Raw genomic sequence first — 24093 nt, 5'->3', positions numbered from 1 at the left:
GCAGCACTGTGCCCGCTCCCGCGCCCGGCGTCGAGAGGGGGCGGTTCACCGGGTGCCGCTGAGCCGGGTCGGGCGCAGGAAGTCCCGTACGTAGGTGCGTTCCCAGCAGGCGCCCGTCTCGCGCAGCTCGCGCCAGGTGGTGAAGCGGTAGCGGAAGAGGCGGGCCCGGACGAAGCGGGGCGGGGCGCCGGGCGGGAAGGGGGAGCGGCGCAGCAGGCGCAGGGTGTCGCGGTCGTCCTCCAGCAGCTTCTCCACCAGCCTGCCGAACCAGTCCCCGGCGTACGCGGGCGACAGCGCGGCGAACCACATCAGCCAGTCCAGCCGCAGATGGTAGGGCGCGAACTGGCGCGGCCAGCGCCGGGGATCGCCGGGTTTGCCGTGGAACTCGTACTCCCGCCAGTCGCCGTCCTCGCTCGGGCGCTCGTCGTCGGTGCCCTCGATCACCACCTCGTAGCGGTGCCGGCTGACGCTGCCGAACGCGCCGTAGGTGTTGACCAGGCGCAGCGGGTCGAAGGAGCGGTTCATCACCTGGCGCCGGGAGACCATGTTGAGCACCGGGCGGGAGCTGAGCGCCAGCAGGACCACGCCGACCGCGAGCACCAGCACCTCGTACCAGAGGGGCGCGGCGGGCGCGGCGGGCGCGTCGGTGGGGAGCCGGAGCGCGGACAGGGCGAGGACGATGGTGATCCAGTTCAGCCAGGAGAAGTTCCCGGAGAGGACCAGCCAGAGCTGGGTCACGATCATCAGCGCGGCGGCTGCCGAGGCGATCGGCTGGGGGGTGAACAGCAGCACCGGGAGGACGAGTTGGGTGACATGGTTGGCGGCCACCTCCACCCGGTGCAGGGGCTTCGGCAGATGGTGGAAGAACCAGCTCAGCGGGCCCGGCATCGGCTGGGTCTCGTGGTGGTAGTCCAGACAGGTGAGCTTGCGCCAGCAGGCGTCCCCGCGCAGCTTGATCAGCCCCGCGCCGAACTCCACCCGGAACAGCACCCAGCGCAGCAGGAACAGCACCACCACGGGCGGCGCCACCTCGTCGTTGCCGAGGAACGCCGCGAGGAAGCCGACCTCCAGCAGCAGGGTCTCCCAGCCGAACGCGTACCAGGTCTGCCCCACGTTCACGATCGACAGGTACAGCACCCACGGCACCAGCCACAGCAGAATCCCGGCCCACAGCGGCAGCAGGGAGTCCGCCCCCGCCAGCAGCGCCGCCGACACCGCGCACCCCGCCCAGGCGCACCCGGCGAAGAAACGGTCCGAGTAGTACGCGTGGAACAGGCTCGGCGACTCCTTGAAGGGCACCCGCGCCAGATAGCGCGGTACGGGCAGCAGCCCGCGCTCGCCCAGCAGCGGCCGGAACTGGCGTACCGCCGCCAGGAACGCCACCAGATAGAGCGCGGCCAGCCCGCGCTGGAGCACCAGCCGGCTCAGCCAGTAGTCGGGGGCGGTGAACCACTCCATCGCGCTCGTACTCCTGCCTCCACGGCGGCCGCCCGGCCGGGGCCGCTCCCCACCCGTCGCGTCCGCCCGGTCTTCCGTGTACCGCGTCGCCCGGCCCGCATAACCCGGCCCGCATAACCCGTACGGGCCGGGCGGGCACACCCTGCCACGCCCCACTCGAAGATTCGGACATTTGCTGGCAAGGTGGCCCCATGGCTGATCGGGGTGCGAGTGCCCTGTCACTCCCGGAGAACCGGCCCGCCGCCCCGGACACGATCCTGGCGCTCAACCACATGGGCAGCTTCGACTGGGACCTGGACGCGGGCCTGTTCCACATGGACGCCCGGGCCCACGAGATCTTCGACCTGCGCCCCGAGGAATACGACGGCCGGGCCACCTCCCTGGCCGTCCGGGTCCCCCCGCCGGACGCGGCCCGGCTGGACGCGGCGGTCGCCCGCGCCATCAAGGACGGCAGCGAGACCTACGGCGCCTACTTCCGCATCCGCCGCCGCGACGGCGCCATCCGCTGGGCGCACAGCCAGGGCGCCATCCGCCGCGACGGCTCCGGCCGCCCGCGCCGGGTCGTCGGCCTGGTCCGCGACGCCACGAGGGAACTCGCCGACAGCCCCGCCCGCGCCCCGCGCACCGCGCAGGAGGAGGCGTTCCGCCAGCAGGCCGGCATCGTGGAGGCCGTCTCCGCCGCGCTCGCCCACGCCCGCAGCGTCCAGGACGTCATCGACGCCCTCAAGGACACCCACGGCATCCGCCACCTCGGCGCCGCCAGCGTCGTCATCGGCCTGGTGGAGGCCGGCCGCATCCGGCTGGTCGCGGAGGGGCCCACCGAGAGCTTCGTACCCGGCACCCGCATCACCCGGATCGACGAGCCCTACCCGATGAGCGAGGTCGTGCGCACCCTCGTCCCCCGCTTCATCGAGTCGCCGGAGGAGTTCGCCGAGGAGTACCCGATCCTCTGGCCGCACATCACCGAGCTGCACATCACCTCCGCCGCCTACCTCCCGCTGATCGCCCAGGCCCGCCCGCTCGGCGCCATGGGCCTGCTCTACAGCGACCGGCGCGGCTTCTCCGCCGAGGAACGCGCGGTCCTGGTCGCCCTCGGCAGCAGCATCGCCCAGAGCCTCCAGCGCGCCATGCTGTACGAGCAGGAGAAGGACCTCGCCCAGGGCCTCCAGCAGGCGATGCTGCCCCGCACCATCCCCAGCGTCCGGGGCGCCGACGTGGCCGTGCGCTACCGCGCCGCCGCTCTCGGCCGGGACATCGGCGGCGACTGGTACGACCTGATCCCGCTGCCCGGAGGCCGGGTCGGCGCCGTCATCGGGGACGTCCAGGGCCACGACACCCACGCCGCCGCCGTCATGGGCCAGCTCCGCATCGTGCTGCGCGCCTACGCCGCCGAGGGGCACACCCCGGCCACCGTGATGGCCCGCGCCTCCGTCTTCCTCGACGAACTCGACACCGACCGCTTCGCCACCTGCCTCTACGCCCAGGCCGACCTGACCACCGGCGTCGTCCAGGTCGTCCGCGCCGGCCACCTCGACCCCCTGCTCCGGGACGCCGACGGCACCACCCGGCGCCTGAACCTGGAGGGCGGGCTCCCGCTCGGTCTGTCCGCCGAGTTCGGCCGCCTGGAGTACCCCGTCGCCACCCTGGAGCTGGACCCCGGCCACACCCTGCTGCTCTGCACCGACGGCCTGGTCGAACAGCCCGGCGCCGACCTGGACGACGGCATGCGCGACCTCGCCGACCTCTTCGCCGAGGGCCCGGACGACGTACGCGAACTCGCCGGGCGCCTGATCGCGATGGCCGAGGAACGCGGTGGCGAGGACGACGTCGCCCTGCTCCTGCTGCGCCGCCGGGAGCCCGAGGAGCCCGGAGCGCGCGGCCGCCTCCGCCAGCACGTCGCCCCCGGCGACCCCGACGCCCTCACCCGCGCCCGGCACCTCATCGGCGCCGAGGTGCGGGCCTGGGGCGCCGGGGAGCGGGCCGACGAGATCGAACTCGTCGCCGACGAGCTGATCACCAACGCGCTGATGCACACCGAGGGTTCCGCGACCGTCACCCTGCGCCTGCTGACCGGCGGCGAGCGGCGGCTGCGGGTCGAGGTGGAGGACTCCTCCAGCGCGCTGCCCCGGCGCCGCGAACCGCAGGACGACGGCGTCTCGGGGCGCGGGCTGCTCCTGGTCGACATGCTGGCCGACGCCTGGGGCGTGGAGGCGCGCGGCGGCGGCAAGGCCGTGTGGTGCGAGTTCCGGATGAACCCGGACGGCTGACCGCCGCCTGTCACCGCGCCCCGCCGGTGGCACCCTGGACACATGCCGGAACTGCCCGAGGTAGAAGCGCTGAAGGACTTCCTCACCGAGCACCTGGCCGGACGCCGGGTGACCCGCGTGCAGCCGCTCGCCATCAGCGTGCTGAAGACCTACGACCCGCCGGTCACCGCCCTGGAGGGCACCGAGATCACGGCCGTGCGCCGGTACGGCAAGTTCCTGGACCTCGAGAGCGACGGCGGCCTGCACCTGGTCACCCACCTGGCCCGCGCGGGCTGGCTGCACTGGCGTGACCCCGTGCCGGACGCCCCGCCGCGCCCCGGCAAGGGCCCGCTGGCGCTCCGGGTGGCGCTGGAGGGCGGCGAGGGCTTCGACCTGACCGAGGCCGGCACGCAGAAGCGGCTCGCGGTGTATGTGGTGCGCGACCCGGTCCAGGTGCCGGGGATCGCCCGGCTGGGCCCCGACCCGCTGGCCGACGACTTCGACGAGGAGCGCTTCGCGGGGCTGCTGAAGAGCGAGCGGCGCCAGCTCAAGGGCGCGCTGCGGGACCAGTCCCTGATCGCCGGGGTCGGCAACGCCTACAGCGACGAGATCCTGCACGCGGCGAAGATGTCCCCGTTCAAGCTGGCTGCCTCCCTCACCCCCGAGGAGACCTCCCGCCTCTACACCGCGCTGCGCACCACCCTTACCGAGGCGGTCGAGCGCTCGCGCGGGATCGCGGCCGGGCGGCTGAAGGCGGAGAAGAAGAGCGGGCTGCGGGTGCACGGCCGTACCGGCGAGCCCTGCCCGGTGTGCGGGGACACCATCCGCGAGGTGTCCTTCAGCGACTCCTCGCTCCAGTACTGCCCCACCTGCCAGACCGGCGGCAAGCCGCTGGCCGACCGCAGGCTGTCCCGTCTGCTGAAGTGACCGGTCAGTGCGCGGGCAGGGTCACCAGCCGCTCGCCCTTGTCCGTGCGCACCTCGTAGTGGTCGATGTCGTCCGGGCCGAGCGAGGAGCCGGCCGTGGTCTGGGTGGTGCCCTCGTCGTGCGCGCCGACGCTCCAGCCGCCCGCCACCTGCTCCGAGCCGTCCCGGCCGACCACGATCAGCCGGCAGGAGTGCGGACCGGCGCTGTCCCGCACCTCCAGCCGCAGCCCGCTGCCCCAGCGCTCGCCCTCGGTGGTGACCCGCGCCCACACCCCGGTGCCCGGATCGGTCGCCGCCGTGACATGGGACGCGGGCTGCCCGTGCCCGGCGAAGGCCATCACCGCGGGCCCGGCCACCGCGAGCACCACCGAGGCGGCGAGCCCGTAGAGGACTCTGCGCCGCCGGGCGCGGTGGCGTACGGTGATCTCGCCGAGCAGCCGGTCCAGCAGCCGGGGGCCGGGCTGGGCCAGCGCGGGCACGAAGGCGGGCGTGGCCTCCCGGTACAGCATCAACTGCCGTGCCGTAGGGCCGAATTCGGTCGCGTCGGTCGCGCACCGGGGGCACTCGGCGAGGTGGTCCTCGAAGCGGAAGGTCTCCGCCTCGTCCAGCACGCCGAGCGCGTACGCGCCGACGGCGCGATGCCTTTCCAGGGACCTCATGCCGAATCCTCGTGCCTATGGGTGCGGGTGGGGTTACGCGGTGCACCCATTGGTACGCACCGGACGCCGGAATCACTCAAGCCGCACGCAGAAACCCGATGGGGATTCGGAGCGGCCGGGGCCCCGGATTGGTCCGAGTTCCAACTGGCCGGAAAATGTGCCGGGTTCGGTGCCCCGGGCGGGCTCAGAACAGATGGATGGCCAGGTGCCCCAGCGGCAGCCCGAGCCGCCAGGCCGGGGTCCACACCTTCGGCCCCTCGTCCTCGCCCCAGGCCGCGCCGCCGCCCGGCACCGCGTCCAGGTCCGGCGCGAGCAGCTCGGTCTCCTCCAGCCAGCGCCAGGCGTCCCCCGCGAGCGCCAGGTCCGGGTCGGGAGTGTCCAATGCCGCTGCCTCTGCCGTCAGTTCGGCCATCCGCCCGCCGATCCACTCCCGCCACGGCTGGTCGTACGCCGTCAGCGACAGCCAGGTCTCCAACTGCGAGACGACCCGGACCCCGGAGAGTTCGCCCTCGGTGTCGGACAGGAAGACGGTGAGCGCCAGCGCGTCCCGGCCCGCCCGGAACTCGAAGGACGTCGGTGGCATCAGATCGCCGGTGCGCAGCAGCTCGTCGGCGATGTACTCGGCGTAGAACCAGGCCATCGGGACGGTGAGTTCACCGCCGCCGGCGCCGCTCGTGCTCTCGTGACCTCTGTGGAGCATCCCTGCCTGCCTTCCTCCGGTGCGTGCGCGTCGCCCGAACCCGGCCCCCTCGCCCGGAACACGGATGAGGACAGCTCATGGCCCCGACGGGGGTCACGGCAAGGCGCTTTACCGAGGCTTGACCCGGCACCCGGTTTCACCGCAGGTCAGTCGCGTATCCCGGAAGAACCTGGCGCAGGGCGCGCAGTGCGTAGTACGCGCGGGACTTCACGGTACCGGCTGGAATGCCCAGGATTTCCGCGGCCTCCGCCACGCTGGCCCCGCGGAAGTACACGAGTACCAGTACGTCACGGTGGTGCGGGGTGAGTGTCTTCACAGCCTCGCGCACATCGAGCGCGGCGGCGGCCCGCTCGGCGTGGTCTGCTGTCACGCGCGCGTTCTCCGGCACCTCGTCCACCACCTCCGGCGGCCGGGCCCGCCGCGCCCGCCGGGCGTCTATGGCGAGGCGCCGGGCGACGGTCAGCAGCCAGGGGCGGGCCGAGGCGAAGTTCTTCGCGCGCAGCGCCTCGGGGTGCTGCCAGGCCCGGACGAGGGTCTCCTGCACCAGGTCCTCGGCGCGCTGCCGGTCCCCGTCGCTCAGCCGCAGCAGCAGCGCGAAGAGGGGCCGCCCGTGCTCCCGCGCCAGCGCGGCGAGTTCATGCTCGGCGGTCGTCGTCCCTGGGGCAGTGGTCCCGGCCGTCATGGCCGTATGGCAGCGCAGCCCGCCCCCCGGCGACACCCCGCGCGCACGCCGGTGCGACGGGCGGTCGCCAGCGCTCGGTGAACGGTCGGACGAACGGTCGGCGAGGGGCCCGACAGCACCGGATGGGCTAGGGGCTGTTTGCGCGGCTGGTCAGCTTCATACCCATATGCCCGTCAGAGCTTGTCTGTCAATACGACAAGTCCCCTCCGATGACCCTGGGGTGAGTTGATGATCGGACGCAGGCACCAGGTGGCCCTCGCGCTGACCGCCGTGCTCGCGGCGGTGGCCGCCTGCCAGCATCAGGACCGGGCCGGGTCCGGCTCCGGACAGCCCGCGCCGGGCGCCGGGAAGGGCTTCACGCTCGTCGCCGCCGGTGGTGTCCAGCCGTACGCGTCCGCCGCCGACCGGGCGGGCTTCGACGCCTCCGGCGGCGGGCACGACTTCCGCCCCATGCTCGCCGGGGCCCAGCCGGCCGTGTCCGGCGCCGACCTGGCGCTGTGTCACCTGGAGCCGGTCCAGGGCGCCGACGGCGACCCGGCCGTCACCGCGCTGCCCCCGCTGGCCCAGGGCCTCGCCGCCACCGGCTACGACAGTTGCTCCACCGCCTCCCCGCAGGCCGACGGCGCCGGGATCACCCGCACCCTGAACGCCCTCGACCAGGCGGGCGTACGGCACGCCGGGACCTCCCGCACCGAGACCGAGGCCCGCACCGTCACCCTGCTGCGCGCGGGCCCCGCCAAGGTCGCCCATCTGTCGTACGCCTACGACACCACCGGGCAGTCCGGGGCGGTGGACCCGGCCGACGCGGGCCGGATCGCCGCCGCCGCGCGGGCCGCCCGGAAGGCGGGCGCCGACGTGGTCGTGCTCTCCGTCACCTGGGGCTCCGCCGGGCAGGACGCCCCGGACGCCGGGCAGGTCACCCTCGCCAAGCAGCTCACGGCCGCGAAGACCGGCGGCCGCCCCGACATCGACCTCGTCCTCGGCGACCACGCCCAGGTGCCCCAGCCGTACGAGAAGGTCAACGGCACCTGGGTGGTCTTCGGGCTGGGCGACCAGATCGCGGACGGCGGCGCCGGCTCGGGGGAGTGGCGCGGCAACGAGTCCACCCTCGCCCGCTTCACCTTCGCCCCGCCTGCCAAGCCCGGCGCCCGCTGGGAGGTGCGCCGCGCCGAGTTCCTGCCCCAGGTGTACGACCTCGACGCCGGCCGCGCCATCGACGTCAACCGGGCCATCGCCGCGGGCGCCGACCTCGCCGCCACCCGCGACCGGGTACGGAACACCGTACTGAGCCGGGGCGCGGCCAAGGCCGGGCTCACCATGGGGCAGTGATCACTCGGCGGGCGTGCGCCGGGCCAGCACCGAGTGCCGGTAGGAGTAGCCGAAGTAGATGACACAGCCGAGCAGGAACCAGACGGCGAACCGCACCCAGGTCTCCCACTCCAGGAAGGTCACCAGCCAGAGCGAGAACAGCGCGCCGAGCGCGGGGATGAACGGCATCAGCGGGGTGCGGAAGCCGCGCGGCAGGTCGGGCTGGCGGTAGCGCAGCACGATCACCGCGACGCACACCACCACGAACGCCAGCAGGATGCCGATGTTGGTCAGCTCGGCCGCCTCGCCGATCGGCACGAACCCGGCGATGGCGGCCGCCCCGACGCCCACGATCCAGGTCACCCGGGTCGGCACGTGCCGGGTCGGGTGCGTCTTGGCGAACCAGCGCGGCAGCAGCCCGTCGCGGGCCATCGAGAACCAGACGCGGGTCACGCCCAGCATGAAGGTGAACATCACGGTGAGGATGCCGATGATCGCGCCCACCGCGATCACGTCGGCCAGGCCGCCGAGGCCCACCGACTTGAAGGCCGAGGAGAAGCCGCTCTCCGGGTCGATGTCCTTGTAGTTCTGCATACCGGTCAGCACCAGGCAGGCCGCCACGTACAGCACCATCGAGATGACCAGCGAGTAGATGATCGCCTTCGGCATGTGCTTCTGGGCGTCCTTGGACTCCTCGGCCGCCGTCGACATCGCGTCGTAGCCGAACACCGCGAAGAACACGGTGGCCGCGCCGGTGAAGGCGCCGCTGATGCCGAAGGGGAAGAAGGGGTGGTAGTTCGCGGTGTTGATGTGGAAGAAGCCCACCGCGATCACCAGCAGCACCACCAGCACCTTCAGCGCCACGACGAACGTCTCGAACCGGGCCGCGCTCTTCATGCCCAGGTTCAGCAGCCAGGCGATCAGCAGACACAGGACCGCCGCGAACAGGTCGACCCGGTGCCCCGAACCGGTGCCGGGCGCGCCCAGCATCCACGCGGGCAGATCGGCGCCCGCCTCCTCGACCAGGAAGCTGAAGTAGCCGGAGATGCCGATGGCCACCACCGCCACGATCGCGGTGTACTCCAGCAGCAGGTCCCACCCGATGAACCAGCCCACGAACTCGCCCAGCACCGCGTATCCGTAGGTGTACGCCGACCCCGCCTTCGGGATCATGCCCGCGAACTCGGCGTACGACAGCGCCGCGCAGGCGCTCGCGAAGCCGGCGATCAGGAACGACACCAGCACCGCGGGCCCGGCCTTGCCGTTGGCGACCGTGCCGGCGAGCGTGAAGATGCCCGCGCCGATGATGCCGCCCACCCCGATCGCGGTGAGCTGCCAGAGGCCGAGCGAACGGGTCAGGCCGCCCTCGGCCGCCTCGGACTCCTCGATGTGTTCAATGGGTTTGCGACGGAGAATCCCCTCACCCGAACGGATCTTGGCCACACGCCTCACCTCTTCCCCGACGGCAAACGGCTGACGGCGGATCATGATGGCTCAGGGGCGGCCCGTTCGGAAGGCGCCACGCACGACGGCTCAGGTCACGGCCCAGTCCGGGACCCAGGTGCCGACGGCGTGCGGCGGTCCTGACCCGCCGGTCAGATGCGCGCGCAGGGCGGCGAGGGCCGGGTGGGCATTGGCCCGGTCCCAGATCAGGGAGTGCGGGTAGACCGGCGTCGGCCCGGTGAGCGGGATCAGCCGCAGGTCACGCCCGGCGTGCCGGGGATGCTCACCCATGAAGGTCGCCAGCTCCGGTGACCCGGCGATCCGGTCCAGCATCGCGGCGCTGCCGAAGTTGGGCCCCGCCGCGTCGATGGTGAGCCCGAACTCCGCCGCCAGCGAGGCGTAGTACGCGGCCCACTCGACGCCCTCCACGAGGCTCGGCATCCAGATCCGGTGCCCCGCCAGCTCGGCGGGGGTCACCGAGTCCGCGTCGGCGAGCGTGTGCTCCGGGCCGGTGAGCAGATGCAGCGGCTCGTCCAGCACCCGGACGCTCGCCAGGCTCTCCGGCAGCGGCCGCCCCGGCATGCCGACCGCGCGGAAGGTCGCGTCCACCCGGCCCGCCTGCACGGCGGCGACGGCGGTGTCCGCGTCGAACAGCGTGACCACCTCCAGCTCCACCCCCGGATGCGCCTCGTGGAAGCCGCGCAGCAGGACGGCCGGGGCGACGCGCGGGCCGATCACGTCCACCCGGAGCGCCCGGCGGCCCGGCCGGACCGAGGCGGCCGCCCGCTCCTCGGCCAGCAGCAGCGCCCGCGCGTGCGGCAGGAAAGCCCGCCCGTCCAGCGTCGGTTCGGCGCCCCGCGCGGTCCGGGCGAACAACCGCACCCCGAGGTCCCGCTCCAGTGCCGCGATCCGCTTGGAGACGGCCTGCTGGGTGACGGCGAGCACGGCGGCCGCCTCCTGGAACTGCCCCGCGTCCGCCACGGCGACGAAGGTGCGTACGGCCTTGAGGTCCATGGCCGACAGGGTAGCCGTACAACCGTCGGTTGTGCCCTGGCGGGGTTTGGTTGTTTGCTCCCGCCGTCCACGGGCCGATTTCATGACCCTGGTCAACGGGAGGTTGTGGATGAGGCTGGGGTCGCGGTTCGGTTGGCTGTGGGCGGCGTACGCCGTGAGCGCGGCCGGGACCTGGCTGGCGTTCGACGCCTTCGCGCTGATCGCGCTCCTCGTGCTGCACGCGGGTCCCGCTCAGGTGGCCCTGCTGGCCTCCGCCGGACCGGCCGTGGGCGCGGTGCTCGCGGTGCCGCTGGGGCCCTGGATGGAGTTCCGCCGCAAGCGCCCCGTCATGATCATGGCGGACCTGGTCCGGTGCGCCGCCCTGCTCGCCGTCCCCGCCGCCCACTTCCTCGGGGTGCTCGGCTTCGGCCAACTGCTGCTCGTCTCCATGGTCGTGGCCGCCGCCGACCTCACCTTCACCGCGGCCTCCGGCGCCCACCTGAAGAGCCTCGTACCGCGCGCCGGGCTGCTCACCGCCACCAGCAGGTTCGAGTCCACCACCTGGACCGCCACCGTGCTCGGCCCCCCGCTCGGCGGCGCCGCCGTCGGCCTGTTCGGACCGGTGGTGACGGTCGCCGCCAACGCCCTCAGCTTCCTGCTGTCCGCCCTCGGCATCCGCGCCATCAAGGGCACCGAGACCGCCCCGGAACGCCTGCCTCGCGATCCCGGACGCCCGCGCGCCGCCGACCTCCTCGACGGCTGGCGGCATCTGCTCACCAGCCCCGAGCTGCGGCCGCTGTTCCTCAACACGGTCCTGGTGAACGGCCTGATCATGGCCCAGGCCCCGCCGCTCGCCGTCCTGATGCTCGGCCCGCTCGGCTTCGCGCCCTGGAGTTACGGCCTCGCCTTCGCCGTGCCCTGCCTCGGCGGACTCCTCGGCTCCCGGCTCGCCCGCCCGCTCGCCGCCCGGTACGGCAGGCGGCGGGTGCTGCTCACCTCGGGCGTGCTGCGGGCCTGCTGGCCGGTGGGGCTGGCGCTGGTGCGGCCCGGCGTGCCCGGCCTGGTCCTCGTCATGGCGGTAGAGCTGTGCCTGATCACCTGCGCCGGCGTGTTCACCCCGGTGCTCGCCGCCGAGCGGCTGGAGCGCACCCCGGACGACCGGGTCGCCCGTACGCTCTCCGCCTGGTCGGTCTCCACCAAGACCGGTACGGCCGCGCTGACCGCGCTGTGGGGCGTGCTGGCCGCGCTCACCGGGCCGCGCACCGCCATCGCCGCGGCCGGAGTGCTGCTCCTGGCGACCGCCCCGATGCTGCGATCCCTCGCTACGGGACGACCGTCACCGGCCAGCGTCCCGCCTTCACCAGCCGGACCGCCACCGACCCGATGATCCGGTGTCCGGCCTGCTCCGAGGCGCCCACCACGACCGCGTCCGCCTTCAGCTCGTCGGCCGCCTGCACCAGGCCGTTGAAGGGGTCGCCGCGGAAGGTGTGGAACTCCCAGCGGACGTCGAATATCCCCTTCACCCGCTCCGCCGCCTCCCTGATCTGCGCGATCAGGTCCTCGGCGATCTCGTCCGTGGCCTGCGCCACCGGCACCCCGAGCGCCGCCCCGGCCGCCAGCACCGGCTGCACGTACACCACCGCCAGCAGGGCACCCTGCCGCCGGGCCAGACCGCCCGCGTAGGCGGCCGCCCGCAGGGAGGAGTCGGAGCCGTCCATGCCGACGACGATGACCTTGGGACCGTCCGTGCCCCGCTCGAACCGGTGCCGCTCGTGCTCTGCCTGCTGTTCCGTCACGGCGGTGAGGCTATCGGAAGCCGCCGTTCCGTCCAGGGGACGGGCAGGAGTGCCTTCGGAATCGCGCCGCCGCTCGGCCGACCGGGTGGACCGGACCCGCCGCACCGGTGTCGGTGCGGTGCGGCGCGGGGTCGGCGGGCGACTGATGGTTCATGGAGAAGGATCAGTTGTTCACACGGCGCCGGATGCTCCTCGGCTCGGCCGCCGTCCTCGGCGCCGCGGGCGTCGGGGGAGCCCTCATGTCGGGCGGCGGCGACGAGGCCGCCCGCACCACCGCCGGCCTCGCCGGGCCCCAGGCCCGCCAGGCCCTCAAGCCCTCCGCGTTCCGCCTCCAGCCCCTCATCGGCTCCGGCACCCCGCACACCGCCGCCCCCGGCAAGCTGAAGGTGCGTCACCAGCCCATCCTGCGCCTGACCGGCAAGGGCAGGAACATGATGCTCACCTTCGACGACGGCCCCCACCCCGACTACACCCCGCACATCCTGGACACCCTCGCCAAGTACGACGTACGCGCGATGTTCTTCGTCTGTGGCGAGATGGCCGTCGAGAACAAGGAACTCCTGGCCCGGATGGCCGAGGAGGGGCATGTGGTCGGCAACCACACCTGGACCCACCCGCTGCTCACCGAGATGGCCCGGCGCGACATCCGGGACGAGATCGAGCGCACCAGCGATGTCATCGAGGACGCCTACGGGGACCGCCCGCAGTGGTTCCGCGCCCCCTACGGCGCCTGGAACCGGGCCACCTTCCAGCTCGGCGCCGAGATGGGCATGGAGCCGATGGCCTGGACCGTCGACACCACCGACTGGATGACCCCCGGCACCAGCACGGTCGTCAAGCGGGTCGAACACGGCGCCGCCCCCGGCGTCGTCATCCTCTCCCACGACGCCGGGGGCGACCGGACGCAGAGCGTCCGCGCGATCCGCGAGTACCTGCCCTATCTGCTCGACCACGGCTACCACCTCACCGTGCCGCCCCGCCGCATGACCTAGGCCGTGCGTCTCGTGGTCGCGGGGGCTCAGGCTCCCGTGACCAGGCGGGCGAAGACGACCACGTTGCCGTCGTAGCCGTTCTGCTTGGAGAAGCCGCCGCCGCAGGTGATCACCCGCAGCTCCGGGGTGCCCTTGGAGCCGTAGACGCGGTCGCCGGGGAACTTGCTCTTCTCGAAGACCTCGACGCCGTACACCTCGAACACCGCGGTACGGCCGTCCTGCCGGGCCACGTCGATCCGGGCGCCCTTCTTCAGCGCGCCGAGCCCGTAGAAGACGGCCGGCCCCTGGGTGTTGTCGACATGGCCGACGATCACCGATGTGCCCTTCTCGCCGGGGGAGACCGCGCCGGTGAACCAGCCGGCCAGGTTCGGGTCCTCGGGCGGGGGCGCGCCGACCCAGCCGTCCGCGTCGAGGCCCACCGGGGTGACCGGGGCGTCGACCTGGATCGCGGGGATACGGACCCGGTCGGCGGGGGAGAACGACAGGCCGACCGGGGCCGAGGCGGGCGGGGTCGCGGTCGCGCCCGCGCTCGGCGTGGACCGTACGTCGGGGGCCGGGGCGGCGGCCGCGGCGGGCTGCGGGGGGCCCACGTCGAACTCGCCGGACCCGTTGCGGATCAGCGCCACACCGGTCAGCAGCACGAGCGCCAGCACGCCCCAGGGGGCGCGTCTCCTGCGCCGCTCCTCCCGTTCGCTCCACTCCGCCAGCTCGGACGCAGACATTCGCCATCCCCTCTCGACGCGGCTGTCGCCACGTCCGTCGCGCATGGGAAAACGCTAAGTCCCGCGCGGACGGGCGGCGACGGGGCGGCGGGCGAACGGGTGGCGGCCCCGCTTTCCGGTGCGCCATCCGAGTTGCAGAGCGGAGAGAATTTCTGACGGGGTGTGACCTGCGGAGATATCCGATTGTGTGGTTGTCGCACGGGAGGGGTGCTCACCAGGACGGCCCATTCTCGACATGCGGGCGTGTTCCTTGCGCCTGAGGGTTCAGTCGGGAGGTGCTTTCTCGCCGATCGACCGGGGACCGGCCCCGGCGTGCCTCTCGCGGAGGAACACATGCGTAACCAGCGTGCCTTGGCGGCCACGTGCGCCGCGATCGCCGTGCTCGGTATCGCCACCCCCGTCGCCGTCGCGGACGGCATGGGCAACGGGAACGGCACCAACACCGTCGTGGGCGTCAGCCCGAACACCGGCGTCATCAACGGGAACGGCAACTTCAACGGCAACTTCAACAACGGGAACGGGAACTTCGGAAACGGCAACGGCAATTTCAACGGGAACGGGAACTTCAACGGGAACGGCAACAACAACGGGAACTTCGGGAACGGCAACGGGCACGGGAACGAGAATTTCGGCAACGGAAACGGGAACGGCAACCGGGGCAACGACAACTTCGGGAACGGCAACAACAACGGGAACGGCAACGGCAACGGGAACTTCGGCAACGGGAACGGCCGGGGCAACGACAACTTCGGCAATGGCAACGGGAACGGCAACTTCGGCAACGGGAACGGCAACGGCGGTCATGGCGGCGGTGGCAACGACGGCAACCTCCGCAACATCGTCGTCACCCCCAGCGTCCTCCCCGCCGGCGGCCGGCTGACCATCAGCGTCGAGGGCTGCCGCGGCGGCACCGTCTCCTCGCGCGCCTTCCGCGCCGCCCGGCTGGAGGGGAACGGCAACAACTCCCGCGTCACCGTCACCATCGACCGCAACGCCCGCCCCGGCCGCTACGACATCACCGTCGAGTGCGGCGGCCGTACCTTGACCCGCCCGAACGCCTTCACCGTGATCGGCGGTGTCAACGGCGGCCTGGGCGGCTCCTCCACCACCGGCGCCACCCGTGCGGACATGGCGATCGGCGGCGGGCTCGTCGCCTCGGCCGCGCTCGGCGGCGGCGCCGTCTGGCTGCGCCGGCGCACCGAGAAGCGCGCCTGAGCCCCGCCCGCGTCCTCGCCGGCGCGGGACACGCCTCCACGGGCCCTCGCCCCACCCCTCGCCGGGCCGGGACGAGGGCCCTCGGCATGTCCTACGCGTGCGGGAACAGCGTCAGGAACGGCTCCGCCGTCACCGCGATGCCCCGGCTGAAGGGGGCGTCGAAGTCCCAGATCAGGAACAGCATGAACGCGATGGTGGCCGAGAACAGCCCCGCGAGGACCAGTTCCCGCGCGGTGCGCCGGATCTGCAGGGCGAACACCATGCCCACCGTGATCACCGCCCCGGCGAGCAGCCCCCACCACACCACGGGCGGCATGGTCGGGCCGGTGGAGTCGGCGCGGGCGTTGCGGGCCTGGTCGGCCGCGGCCACCTGGTCCACCAGCGGCTGGTACGCCTGCGCCTCGAAGTCGCTGCGCGGCTGGTAGTCCGTCACGTCCTGCCGCACCTTGTCCAGCAGCCGCGACCCCTGCGCGGTGACCTCCCCCTTGTCCGTCATCGACTTCCACTCGGTGTCCACGACGTACGAGACATACGCGTCCACGTCCGCGCGGACCTGGTCACGCACGTCCGCCGGGTACACCCGGACGCGCTCGGAGACCTCGTGGAGCGCCTGCGCCTCGGCCTGGACGGTGTCCCCGGCCGCGCTGCGCGCCTCCCAGACGCCCGCGATGGCCAGGCCCAGCACGATGGCGTACACCACCCCGATCCACATCGTCATGTACTCGATGACGTCGGGCGTCTCGCTGGGGTCCTCGTCCTCCGGGGCCCGCCGGTGCCGGACGAGGGTGATCAGCACCACCACGGCACAGGCGCCCAGCATGGCCAGGACGAGAACGAGCCAATCCGACAACGGATACCTCCAGGGGTGGGTGCGGCCGCGTCACCGCGGGCGCAGCGCCGCGACGGCGACGATCGCGGGGATGGTGACGAGCAGGACGTAGCGGACCGGCGAGGTGTGGGAGCGGGCGATGTGCCGGGCAGCGCGGGCGTGGTACGCCGGGTAGCTCACCGGGGTCACGGTCGGCCGGGGAGTGGGCTTCGGCGGTTCGGGTGCCGGCCGGGGTGGCGCGGGTGCGGGCGCCGGGGCGGGCGGGGGCGGTGTGGGTGCCGGGCGCGGTGTTGGTGGGGGCGGCGTCGGCGTCGGCCGGACGGGGGGCTTGGGGGCGGGTGGTGTCGGGCGCGGCTGCGGCTTCGGTGGTGGGGGAGGGTCGGGAGTCGGTGTGGGGGTGGGTGTCGGCGGTGGTGGGGGTGTCGGGGTGGGCGTAGGGGTCGGTGTCGGGGTCGGAGTGGGCGTCGGCGGGCACGGTGGCGGGGGTGGCGGATGGCAGGGCGGTGGGCCGGGGTGGTGGTTTCCGGCCACCGCCACGGCCACCGTGCCGTCCGGGCCCGTGGAGGCGTACGCGCAGGCGTCGGCCGACGCCGTGCCGACCGGGCAGCCGACCACGCTCCACACCACCGCGAGCAGCGCCAACGCCCTGGTGGCGACCGCGCATCGGGTTGCTTGGGGACCTTGCACGAGCGAGATCATGGAGGCCCCGCGAAGCCCCCGCGGCCATTCGTACGGGGATTGGTCCGAAGGAGGGACAACGCGCCCCACCCGGTTTGACGCGCCGGTGGACCCCGCCGGACGGATGGGTACGCCCGTACGCACCGCCACCCCCTCGGCACGCCCCGTCGCGCACCGCCGAAAGTTTTTCGCCGCCCCGTTGAACGCTCCGCCCCCCGAGCCCCGTACCCATGGCCGTGCGGTGACTCAGTAGCGCCGCAACAAACTGGCGAAAATGGGGAGTTGAGGATGAAGACCTCCTGGCGGACCGCCGCACTGGTGGCCACGGCCGCTTCGGTGCTGGCGCTGACGACGGCGTGCGGTCAGGACAACGCCACGCCCCCGGCGGCGGCCCAGAACGTGGGAGCGTCGGCCAGCGCCGCCGGTATCGGCACCGGACTCGGCTCGGGCAACGGTTACGGCGCCGACGGTGCCCAGAGCAGCGCCTCCCCGACCCCCGCCGCCCCCGCGGGCAAGCTGACGGTGGCCACCAACCCGCAGCTCGGCAACGTGCTCACCGACGGCTCCGGCCTCACCCTGTACCGCTTCGACAAGGACACCGCCGAGCCGCCGAAGACCAACTGCGACGGCGACTGCGCCACCACCTGGCCCCCCGTCCCCGCCGACGACGCCAACGCCGGCGCCGGTATCGACAAGGCCATGCTCGGCGAGGTCACCCGCGCCGACGGCACCAAGCAGCTCACCATCGGCGGCTGGCCGGCGTACCGCTACGCCAAGGACCTCAACTCCGGCGACGTCAACGGCCAGGGTGTGGGCGGCAAGTGGTTCGCGCTCGCCCCCAACGGCAAGAAGGCGTCGCTGACTTCACTGCCCGGTCTCTCCGTCCGCAAGGACCCCAAGCTCGGTGACATCGTCGTCGACAAGAACGGCCGCACGGTCTACCGCTTCCTCAAGGACAAGGCGTGGCCCAAGTCCGTCTCCAACTGCACCGGGGCGTGCCTGGAGAAGTGGCCCGCGGTCGCGCCGGTGAGCGCCGACGACACCCAGGGCGTGAAGAAGAAGGGCCTGATGCCCTTCACCCGCCCCGACGGTGTGAAGCAGATGTCGGTCAACTGCTGGCCCATCTACACCTTCACCGGAGACAAGGCGCCCGGTGACACCAACGGCCAAGGTGTGGGCGGCACTTGGTACGCCGTCTCGCCCGAGGGCAAGCCGATCGGCGCGCCCGCCGAGTAGCGGTCACCGCCCGGCGCAGGGCCCGTACCGTCCGTGTGACACGGAGGGGACGGGCCCTCCGTCATGCGCCCGGACGGTCACCCAGCGGGGTCGGACGGGTACTTCCCGCAGGCGGTGACCGGGAACGGATGGTCAATTTCCGTTTCGGGTCGCCCCTTTGGCGGGCGATCAGTAGCCTCAGCTCGAACACCGGCTCGCCCGTCCCTGCCGCCTACGCCTTGGAGTGATACATGGAGCGCCCCGCCTGGGCCCCCCGGAGCATCGACATCTCGGTGCCGAGCGTCTCGCGCATGTACGACTACTACCTGGGCGGTTCGCACAACTTCGAGGTCGACCGGGAAGCGGCCCGCAAGGCGATGGAGTTCCTCCCCGGCCTGCCCAAGATCATGCAGGCGAACCGGGCGTTCCTGCGCCGGGCCGTGCGGTTCGCCGCCGAGCAGGGCATCGACCAGTACCTCGACGTCGGCTCCGGCATCCCCACCTTCGGCAACGTCCACGAGATAGCCCAGGCCGCCCGGCCCGGAGCGCGTGTCGTCTACGTCGACCACGATCCCGTCGCCGTCGCGCACAGCCAGGCGGTGCTCGCGGGGAACGCGGACGCCGGGGTCGTCGCCGCCGATCTGCGCAAGCCGCGGGAGATCCTCACCAGCCCCGAGGTGGCCCGGCTGATCGACCTCGACCGGCCGGTGGCGCTGCTGCTGGTTGCCGTCCTGCACTTCCTGGAGGACGCCGACGAACCCCACCGCGCGGTGGCCGAACTGCGTGCCGCGCTCGCGCCGGGCAGTCTGCTGATCCTCACCCACGCCTCCTTCGAGGGCATCCCGCTGCCCGAGGAGCGCGCCGAGGGCGCGGTGGACGTGTACCGGGACATCCGCAGCCCGCTGGTGATGCGCCCGCGCGACGAGATCGCCCGCTTCTTCGACGGCTTCGAGCTGCTCGATCCCGGACTGGTCCATCTCCCGGACTGGCGCCCGGAGTCGGCGCGGGAGGACGAGGACGACTTCGCGTTCTCCGGGTTCGCCGGCGTGGGGCGTACGGCGTGAGCGCGGAGCCGGACGGCCCGGAAGGCAGAGTGCGGCGGCTGACGACGATCTGGAGCCGGGCCGTGTACCCGGTCACCTCCACGTCGCTCCCCCGCGCCGAGTTCGAGGAGCGGCTGCTCCCCCTCGCCCACCGCCTGAGCCGGGCGCTCAGGGCCCACAGCTTCGACGCGGGGGAGGCGAGGGCCGTCGGGGCCGCGCTGGTCGAGGCGCACGGCACCGACCCCGAGGTGCTCGCCCGCACCCTGGACTGCGTCGACGCCTACCTCGTCCTGTACTGCGGTGATGACAGCCCGCAGGACCAACTCCGCATGCGTTCCTCGCGGTTGCAGCACGCCATGGCCGCCGGGTACGCCCAGGCGCTGCGCGAGCGCACCCTCGCCGAGCAGGAGTCCATCGCGCAGGCCGCGCTCCGCGCCCAGGGGGTGGTCGCCGAGGCGCTGCACGCCAGCGAGGCCCGCTTCCGCGCGGTGTTCGAGGGCGCGGCGATCGGCATCGGCATCGCCGACCTCGACGGCAACGTCCTCCAGGTCAACGGCGCCTTGCAGCGGATGTTCGGCGTCTCCGAGTCCACGATGCGCGGCCGGAAGGTCCGGGACTGGACCCACCCCGAGGACGCGCCCCAGACCTGGCGGCTCTACGAGGAACTCGTCCGGGGCGAACGCGACCACTACCACGTGGAGAAGGCGTTCAACCGGACCGACGGCACCGCCCTGTGGACCAACCTCACGGTCTCCCTGCTCCGCGACGCCGACGGCACCCCGCAGTACCAGATGGCGATGCTGGAGGACACCACCGAGCGCCGGCTGCTCCATCTCCGGCTGCGCTACGAGGCCACGCACGACGCCCTCACCGGGCTGCCCAACCGGACCCTGTTCTTCGAGCGGCTGGAGAAGGCGCTCGCGGCCGGCGAGGGCCAGCGCTTCGGGCTGTGCTACCTCGACCTCGACGGCTTCAAGGCCATCAACGACAGCCTCGGCCACGCGGCCGGCGACCGGCTGCTGGTGGAGGTCGCGGACCGGCTCCAGTCCTGCACCACCGCGCCCGGCGAGATGGTGGCCCGGCTCGGCGGCGACGAGTTCGTGGCCCTCACCACCGGCCGCGACACCGAGCGCACAGTGGAGGAGCTGGCCGAGCGCATCGGCAACGCCCTGCTCACCCCGGTCGGCATCGACGGCCGCGACCTCCTGGTGCGCGGCAGCCTCGGCATCGTGGAGGGCCCGGCGGGGGAGCGTACGGCGGCGGAGGTGCTGCGCAGCGCCGACATCACGATGTACCGGGCCAAGTCGGCGGGCGGCAACCGGGCCGAGCTGGCCGACCCGGAGGCGGACGCCCGTGCGATCACCCGGCACGGGCTCACCACCGCGCTGCCCAGCGCCCTGGAGCGCGGCGAGTTCTTCATCGAGTACCAGCCCCTGGTGCACCTCGGCGACGGCACCGTGAGCGGGGCCGAGGCCCTGGTCCGCTGGCTGCACCCGCAGCACGGGGTGCTCGGTCCTGACCGCTTCATCCCGCTCGCCGAGCACACCGGGCTGATCGTCCCGCTGGGCCGGTGGGTCCTTGAGGAATCGATCCGGCAGGCCCGTGCCTGGCGGGAGAAGACGGCCGGCCCGCTGCGGATCAACGTCAACCTCTCCCCGTGCCAGCTCACCCATCCTGGCCTGGTGCAGGACACCGTCGACATTCTGGAGCGCGCCGGTGTCACCCCGGACGCGCTGTGCCTGGAGGTCACCGAGTCCGCCCTGATCGGCGCCGACGACGGCCTCCTGAAGCCGCTGCGCCGGCTGGCCGAGATGGGCGTCGACATCGCCCTGGACGACTTCGGCACCGGCTACTCCAACCTCGCCAACCTCCGCCGCCTCCCGGTCAGCGTCCTCAAACTCGACCGCTCCTTCACCCAGGGCATGCAGCAGTACCCCGCCGACCCGGTGGACCTCAAGATCGTCGAGGGCATAGTCTCCCTCGCCCACAGCCTCGACCTCGCGGTCACGGTGGAGGGCGTGGAAACCAGCGCCCAGGCCGACCAACTCCGCCTCCTCGGCTGCGACACCGCCCAAGGCTGGTACTACGCCCGCCCGGGCCCCCCGGAACACCTCCACACCCTGGCGTTGGCGGACGCGACGGGCTGAGCGGACGGGAGCCGGGCAGGACGCCCGGCTCCCTGTGCCGGTCAGCTCGGCGTGTGGACCGAGAAGACCACGCGCTTGCCCGAGGTGTAGTTCGCCCGTTCGTTGAGGCCCCACAGCCTCCCCGCCAGCGGGGACCACGACAGGTTCTGGGTCAGCGGCGGCGCCTCCGTCAGCACGTGCGGCGCCTCGCCGGGCTTCGCCCGGTGGACGCAGTACGGGACGTCGGCGTCGGTGCCGCCCGCGTAGTCCGGGCACTCGCCGCTGAAGTAGTAGTACGTGCCGTCCGTCGCGGCGCCCTGCACCTTCCAGACCGGCACCCGGTAGGCGGCGGTTGCCGTCACGGTGCCCGTGCTGTTGCCGGCCGTGTCCGTCTCCAGTAGCCCGTTGGAGGAGAGCGGCCAGCGGACGACCGGGCGGCCGCCGGTGGCGTTGAACTCGGAGGTGACCAGGCCGTCCGCGCCGGTGCGGTCCAGGCTCAGCGAGGTCAGGCAGGGGTTGGTGTCCGTGCACCCGTCGCCCGGCTTGCCGTTGGAGTACATGCCGATCATGGGCAGCGCGTAGTTGAAGTACCGCGCGGAGGACGCGCCGTTCTGGATGCCGACCGACGCCGAGGTGTTGCCGCTCATCTTCCACAGGTGCCGCAGGTCGTAGACCTGGATCTGGTGGCCGGTCGCCAGGAACAGCTTGTTGCCGTACCAGGAGATGCCGTCCGCGTGCCCGCCGGGGGCGGGGGACGCCGGGGAGGAGGGGTCGCCGACCGCCCGGAAGTTCGCCGAACCACCGCTGCCGTACGGGTCGACCAGCATGATGTGGTTGTACGTGGTGGGGGCGCCGGGGCTGTTGTCCACCACGGTGATGCGGGCGAAGGTGTTGTCCTTGAAGTGCCAGGACGCGATGTAGACGTAGTGGCCGCGCCAGGTGCCGGCCGGCGAGGCGTCGTGGGAGCCGGTGAGGCCCTGGGGCGTCCAGTCGGCGGAGGTGTCGTCGCCGTGGTCCCAGCAGAAGCCGTCGGGGGAGTAGGACGAGTTGAGGTTGGTCGGGTGGCACAGACCCCGGCTGCCGGTGTGTCCGTTGCCGGTCAGCAGCGGGCCCAGCGCGTCCTGGTCCGGGTCGTAGTAGCTGGTGACGGCGCCGCCCGCCTCGATGGCGTCGATGGCGTTCCAGCGGCTCTGGAAGTCGCCCGCCGTCAGCTTCATCACCGACGCGTTCATGGGCGCCAACGGGGTGGCGGCGGCCGCCGGTTGGGGGTTGACGAGGAGCAGGGCCAGGGCACCGCACACGGAGGCGCCGGCCAGGGAGGTTCTGCCGGACCATATCCGGCGCAGCTTTCTCAGTAGCAACATCGGCCGAGTGTAACGGCGTTGATCACCGCTCCAGCAGCATCCGCTGCAGCTCCCTGGCCCCCCGAGGCGGAGCCACATCGCTGCGGTGGGCGAGTGCGATGGTCCGGGACAGGCCCGGCCGGGCAAGAGGGGTCACGCGAAGTCCCCGTCCGGCACGGCTTGCCACCATCCGAGGCACGACGGCCACCCCGAGCCCGGCCCGCACAAACCCAAGAACGGCGTCCATCTCGCCCCCCTCCACCGCGAACTCCGGCTCGAACCCAGCGGAGCGACAGGCGGCGACGGTCAGTTCGCGGAGGTCGTACCCGTACCGGAACATCACCAGGCGCTCGTTCTCGAGGTCGGCGATCTCCACGGCACGCTGCCCTCCGCCGGGGGCGGGGGACTCGGGGGAGGAGACGACCACCAGGTCCTCCCGCAACAGCTCTACCGTGGTCAGCGCGGGCGCCGGGGCCGGGAGGGGGAGGACGATCAGGGCGAGGTCGAGGGCGCCGCGGGCGAGCTCGCGGACCAGGTCGCGGGAGCCGCTCTCCTGGACGAGGAACTGGATGCCGGGGTAGCGGTCGTGGAAGGCGCGCAGGACGTCCGGCAGCAGGCCCGTGCAGAGGCTCGGGGTGGCGCCGAGGCGGACCCGGCCGCGCCGGAGCTGGACCAATTCCTGCACCTCGTGCCGGGCGGTGTCCGCGTCCGCCAGGATGCGGCGGGCCAGCGGGAGCAGCGCCTCGCCCGCGTCGGTCAGCGCGATGTTGCCCCGCGCCCGCACGAACAGATCCGCGCCCAGCTCCCGCTCCAGCGCCCGGATCTGCTGGGAGAGCGAGGGCTGCGCCACATGCACCCGCTCGGCGGCACGGGTGAAGTGCCGGGTCTCGGCCACGGCCACGAAGTACTGGAGCTGCTGGAACTGCACCCCTCCAGGATAGCGAGAGGCTATGGAAACCAGCCGATCCATGTCTTGGACCGATCGGCTGCCCGGTCGTAACGTCCTGTCCATGGCTCTGGCAACGCGGACGGACCGACGGCCGTCGATGGCGCGCACGGTCTGGGACAGCTCCGTCGGCAAGAAGACCGTGATGGCCGTCAGCGGCATCGTGATGCTGCTGTACCTGGTCGCGCACATGATCGGGAACCTGAAGATCTACTTCGGGGCCGGCGAGTTCAACGCTTACGCCCACTGGCTGCGCACGGTCGGCGAGCCGTTCATGCACTACGAGTGGACGCTCTGGATCATCCGGGTCGTCCTGGTCGTCGCCGTGGTCGCCCACGCCACCGCCGCCTACCAGCTCAGCCGCCGAGACATCAAGGCCCGGCCGAGCAAGTACGTGCACAAGAAGGCGCGCACCAGCTACGCCACCCGGACCATGCGCTGGGGCGGCATCATCCTCGGCCTCTTCATCGTCTGGCATCTCCTGGACCTGACCACCGGCACCGCACACCCGGGCGGTTTCCAGGAGGGCCACCCGTACCAGAACGTGGTGGACACCTTCTCCACCTGGTACGGCAACGTCGTCTACATCGTGGCGATGCTCGCCCTCGGCCTGCACATCCGGCACGGCTTCTGGAGTGCCGCCCAGACCCTCGGCGCCGGCGGCCGGACCCGCGAACGGTTCCTGAAGGGTGCCGCAAACGTCCTCGCGCTGCTGCTCACGGCCGGCTTCATCGCCGTCCCCGTGGGCGTCATGACCGGAGTGGTGAGCTGAC

The 24093-nt window shown here is 72.6% G+C and carries 22 protein-coding genes; 10 read left to right on the top strand and 12 right to left on the bottom strand.

Translation table 11 applies throughout. From position 1 onward, the window contains the following. Positions 1-45: 45 nt before the first annotated feature. Positions 46-1458 carry a lipase maturation factor family protein gene (locus E5083_RS08655; protein ID WP_135784999.1) on the bottom strand — a complete coding sequence of 471 codons (1413 nt, stop codon included), beginning with the start codon at positions 1456-1458 and terminating at the stop codon, positions 46-48. A gap of 191 nt (positions 1459-1649) precedes the next feature. Between E5083_RS08655 and E5083_RS08650 the strand changes: the two genes are divergently transcribed. After that, positions 1650-3725 (top strand): SpoIIE family protein phosphatase, encoded by a 2076-nt coding sequence (locus E5083_RS08650; RefSeq protein ID WP_135784998.1) that lies wholly within the window; start codon positions 1650-1652, stop codon positions 3723-3725. A gap of 42 nt (positions 3726-3767) precedes the next feature. After that, positions 3768-4631, top strand: a complete 864-nt coding sequence (locus tag E5083_RS08645) for an Fpg/Nei family DNA glycosylase (protein ID WP_135784997.1) — start codon at positions 3768-3770, stop codon at positions 4629-4631. A 4-nt stretch (positions 4632-4635) separates the two neighbouring features. On the opposite strand, the gene E5083_RS08640 is transcribed toward E5083_RS08645, so the two are convergent. The 3 genes from E5083_RS08640 to E5083_RS08630 form a co-directional block, all read right to left on the bottom strand. Continuing rightward, a complete protein-coding gene (locus E5083_RS08640; RefSeq protein ID WP_135784996.1) occupies positions 4636-5289 on the bottom strand; it encodes a zf-HC2 domain-containing protein in 654 nt (217 codons plus the stop codon). Positions 5290-5473: 184 nt separating this feature from the next. After that, positions 5474-5989, bottom strand: coding sequence for a hypothetical protein (locus E5083_RS08635; RefSeq protein WP_135784995.1), 516 nt, complete (start codon positions 5987-5989; stop codon positions 5474-5476). Positions 5990-6125: 136 nt separating this feature from the next. Beyond that, positions 6126-6671: a sigma-70 family RNA polymerase sigma factor gene (locus tag E5083_RS08630; RefSeq protein ID WP_135784994.1), complete on the bottom strand. Its 546-nt coding sequence runs from the start codon at positions 6669-6671 to the stop codon at positions 6126-6128. A 228-nt stretch (positions 6672-6899) separates the two neighbouring features. Between E5083_RS08630 and E5083_RS08625 the strand changes: the two genes are divergently transcribed. Beyond that, a complete protein-coding gene (locus E5083_RS08625) occupies positions 6900-8000 on the top strand; it encodes a CapA family protein (protein WP_135784993.1) in 1101 nt (366 codons plus the stop codon). Here E5083_RS08625 and E5083_RS08620 read toward each other — a convergent pair whose 3' ends face one another. Next, the gene (locus E5083_RS08620; protein ID WP_135784992.1) at positions 8001-9422 is read right to left on the bottom strand and encodes an amino acid permease; all 1422 of its coding nucleotides are present in this window, start codon (positions 9420-9422) and stop codon (positions 8001-8003) included. A 90-nt stretch (positions 9423-9512) separates the two neighbouring features. Further along, the gene (locus tag E5083_RS08615) at positions 9513-10436 is read right to left on the bottom strand and encodes a LysR family transcriptional regulator (protein WP_135784991.1); all 924 of its coding nucleotides are present in this window, start codon (positions 10434-10436) and stop codon (positions 9513-9515) included. Positions 10437-10545: 109 nt separating this feature from the next. Here E5083_RS08615 and E5083_RS08610 point away from each other — a divergent pair, with 109 nt between their 5' ends. Next, positions 10546-11802, top strand: a complete 1257-nt coding sequence (locus tag E5083_RS08610; protein ID WP_244317432.1) for an MFS transporter — start codon at positions 10546-10548, stop codon at positions 11800-11802. Here the strand turns inward: E5083_RS08610 and E5083_RS08605 are convergent. After that, the gene (locus E5083_RS08605) at positions 11738-12211 is read right to left on the bottom strand and encodes a universal stress protein (protein WP_135784989.1); all 474 of its coding nucleotides are present in this window, start codon (positions 12209-12211) and stop codon (positions 11738-11740) included. The genes E5083_RS08610 and E5083_RS08605 overlap by 65 nt on opposite strands. A gap of 152 nt (positions 12212-12363) precedes the next feature. Between E5083_RS08605 and E5083_RS08600 the strand changes: the two genes are divergently transcribed. Continuing rightward, positions 12364-13203: a polysaccharide deacetylase family protein gene (locus tag E5083_RS08600; RefSeq protein WP_135784988.1), complete on the top strand. Its 840-nt coding sequence runs from the start codon at positions 12364-12366 to the stop codon at positions 13201-13203. A gap of 26 nt (positions 13204-13229) precedes the next feature. Here E5083_RS08600 and E5083_RS08595 read toward each other — a convergent pair whose 3' ends face one another. Beyond that, on the bottom strand, positions 13230-13925 hold the full coding sequence (locus tag E5083_RS08595; protein WP_135784987.1) for a class F sortase: 696 nt from the start codon (positions 13923-13925) through the stop codon (positions 13230-13232). A 333-nt stretch (positions 13926-14258) separates the two neighbouring features. On the opposite strand from E5083_RS08595, the gene E5083_RS08590 reads away from it, so the two are divergent. After that, positions 14259-15140, top strand: a complete 882-nt coding sequence (locus E5083_RS08590; RefSeq protein ID WP_135784986.1) for a hypothetical protein — start codon at positions 14259-14261, stop codon at positions 15138-15140. A gap of 91 nt (positions 15141-15231) precedes the next feature. Here E5083_RS08590 and E5083_RS08585 read toward each other — a convergent pair whose 3' ends face one another. Then, a complete protein-coding gene (locus E5083_RS08585; RefSeq protein WP_135784985.1) occupies positions 15232-15990 on the bottom strand; it encodes a bestrophin-like domain in 759 nt (252 codons plus the stop codon). 30 nt (positions 15991-16020) lie between these two features. Further along, positions 16021-16149, bottom strand: a complete 129-nt coding sequence (locus tag E5083_RS31990; RefSeq protein ID WP_272922752.1) for a hypothetical protein — start codon at positions 16147-16149, stop codon at positions 16021-16023. A 786-nt stretch (positions 16150-16935) separates the two neighbouring features. Between E5083_RS31990 and E5083_RS08575 the strand changes: the two genes are divergently transcribed. The 3 genes from E5083_RS08575 (at position 16936) to E5083_RS08565 (ending at position 21052) form a co-directional block, all read left to right on the top strand. Further along, positions 16936-17883 (top strand): SCO0930 family lipoprotein, encoded by a 948-nt coding sequence (locus E5083_RS08575; protein ID WP_135784983.1) that lies wholly within the window; start codon positions 16936-16938, stop codon positions 17881-17883. Between the two features lie 230 nt (positions 17884-18113). Beyond that, on the top strand, positions 18114-18926 hold the full coding sequence (locus tag E5083_RS08570) for an SAM-dependent methyltransferase (RefSeq protein ID WP_135784982.1): 813 nt from the start codon (positions 18114-18116) through the stop codon (positions 18924-18926). Next, positions 18923-21052, top strand: coding sequence for a putative bifunctional diguanylate cyclase/phosphodiesterase (locus tag E5083_RS08565; protein ID WP_135784981.1), 2130 nt, complete (start codon positions 18923-18925; stop codon positions 21050-21052). Before E5083_RS08570 ends, E5083_RS08565 begins: the two co-directional genes overlap by 4 nt. 41 nt (positions 21053-21093) lie before the next feature. On the opposite strand, the gene E5083_RS08560 is transcribed toward E5083_RS08565, so the two are convergent. Both E5083_RS08560 and E5083_RS08555 read right to left on the bottom strand, forming a co-directional pair. Then, the gene (locus E5083_RS08560; protein ID WP_244317431.1) at positions 21094-22395 is read right to left on the bottom strand and encodes a hypothetical protein; all 1302 of its coding nucleotides are present in this window, start codon (positions 22393-22395) and stop codon (positions 21094-21096) included. A 22-nt stretch (positions 22396-22417) separates the two neighbouring features. Beyond that, positions 22418-23302, bottom strand: coding sequence for a LysR family transcriptional regulator (locus tag E5083_RS08555; RefSeq protein ID WP_135784980.1), 885 nt, complete (start codon positions 23300-23302; stop codon positions 22418-22420). 118 nt (positions 23303-23420) lie between these two features. Between E5083_RS08555 and E5083_RS08550 the strand changes: the two genes are divergently transcribed. Further along, positions 23421-24092 (top strand): succinate dehydrogenase, encoded by a 672-nt coding sequence (locus tag E5083_RS08550; protein WP_135785276.1) that lies wholly within the window; start codon positions 23421-23423, stop codon positions 24090-24092. Position 24093: the final 1 nt, after the last annotated feature.

The sequence above is a fragment of the Streptomyces bauhiniae genome, assembly GCF_004784475.1.
GTDB lineage: Bacteria > Actinomycetota > Actinomycetes > Streptomycetales > Streptomycetaceae > Streptomyces > Streptomyces seoulensis.
Note: the sequence above shows the minus strand (reverse complement) of the source record. Positions and strands in the feature narration are given on the sequence as shown.

Coding starts and splice junctions, on each gene's coding strand:
- E5083_RS08595 (WP_135784987.1), bottom strand. CDS start 13,925: ATGTCTGCGTCCGAGCTGGCGGAGTGGAGCGAACGGGAGGAGCGGCGC.
- E5083_RS08645 (WP_135784997.1), top strand. CDS start 3,768: ATGCCGGAACTGCCCGAGGTAGAAGCGCTGAAGGACTTCCTCACCGAG.
- E5083_RS08550 (WP_135785276.1), top strand. CDS start 23,421: ATGGCGCGCACGGTCTGGGACAGCTCCGTCGGCAAGAAGACCGTGATG.
- E5083_RS08650 (WP_135784998.1), top strand. CDS start 1,650: ATGGCTGATCGGGGTGCGAGTGCCCTGTCACTCCCGGAGAACCGGCCC.
- E5083_RS08600 (WP_135784988.1), top strand. CDS start 12,364: ATGGAGAAGGATCAGTTGTTCACACGGCGCCGGATGCTCCTCGGCTCG.
- E5083_RS08635 (WP_135784995.1), bottom strand. CDS start 5,989: ATGCTCCACAGAGGTCACGAGAGCACGAGCGGCGCCGGCGGCGGTGAA.
- E5083_RS08560 (WP_244317431.1), bottom strand. CDS start 22,395: ATGTTGCTACTGAGAAAGCTGCGCCGGATATGGTCCGGCAGAACCTCC.
- E5083_RS08630 (WP_135784994.1), bottom strand. CDS start 6,671: ATGACGGCCGGGACCACTGCCCCAGGGACGACGACCGCCGAGCATGAA.
- E5083_RS08570 (WP_135784982.1), top strand. CDS start 18,114: ATGGAGCGCCCCGCCTGGGCCCCCCGGAGCATCGACATCTCGGTGCCG.
- E5083_RS08655 (WP_135784999.1), bottom strand. CDS start 1,458: ATGGAGTGGTTCACCGCCCCCGACTACTGGCTGAGCCGGCTGGTGCTC.
- E5083_RS08625 (WP_135784993.1), top strand. CDS start 6,900: ATGATCGGACGCAGGCACCAGGTGGCCCTCGCGCTGACCGCCGTGCTC.
- E5083_RS08575 (WP_135784983.1), top strand. CDS start 16,936: ATGAAGACCTCCTGGCGGACCGCCGCACTGGTGGCCACGGCCGCTTCG.
- E5083_RS08610 (WP_244317432.1), top strand. CDS start 10,546: ATGAGGCTGGGGTCGCGGTTCGGTTGGCTGTGGGCGGCGTACGCCGTG.
- E5083_RS08615 (WP_135784991.1), bottom strand. CDS start 10,436: ATGGACCTCAAGGCCGTACGCACCTTCGTCGCCGTGGCGGACGCGGGG.
- E5083_RS08590 (WP_135784986.1), top strand. CDS start 14,259: ATGCGTAACCAGCGTGCCTTGGCGGCCACGTGCGCCGCGATCGCCGTG.
- E5083_RS08640 (WP_135784996.1), bottom strand. CDS start 5,289: ATGAGGTCCCTGGAAAGGCATCGCGCCGTCGGCGCGTACGCGCTCGGC.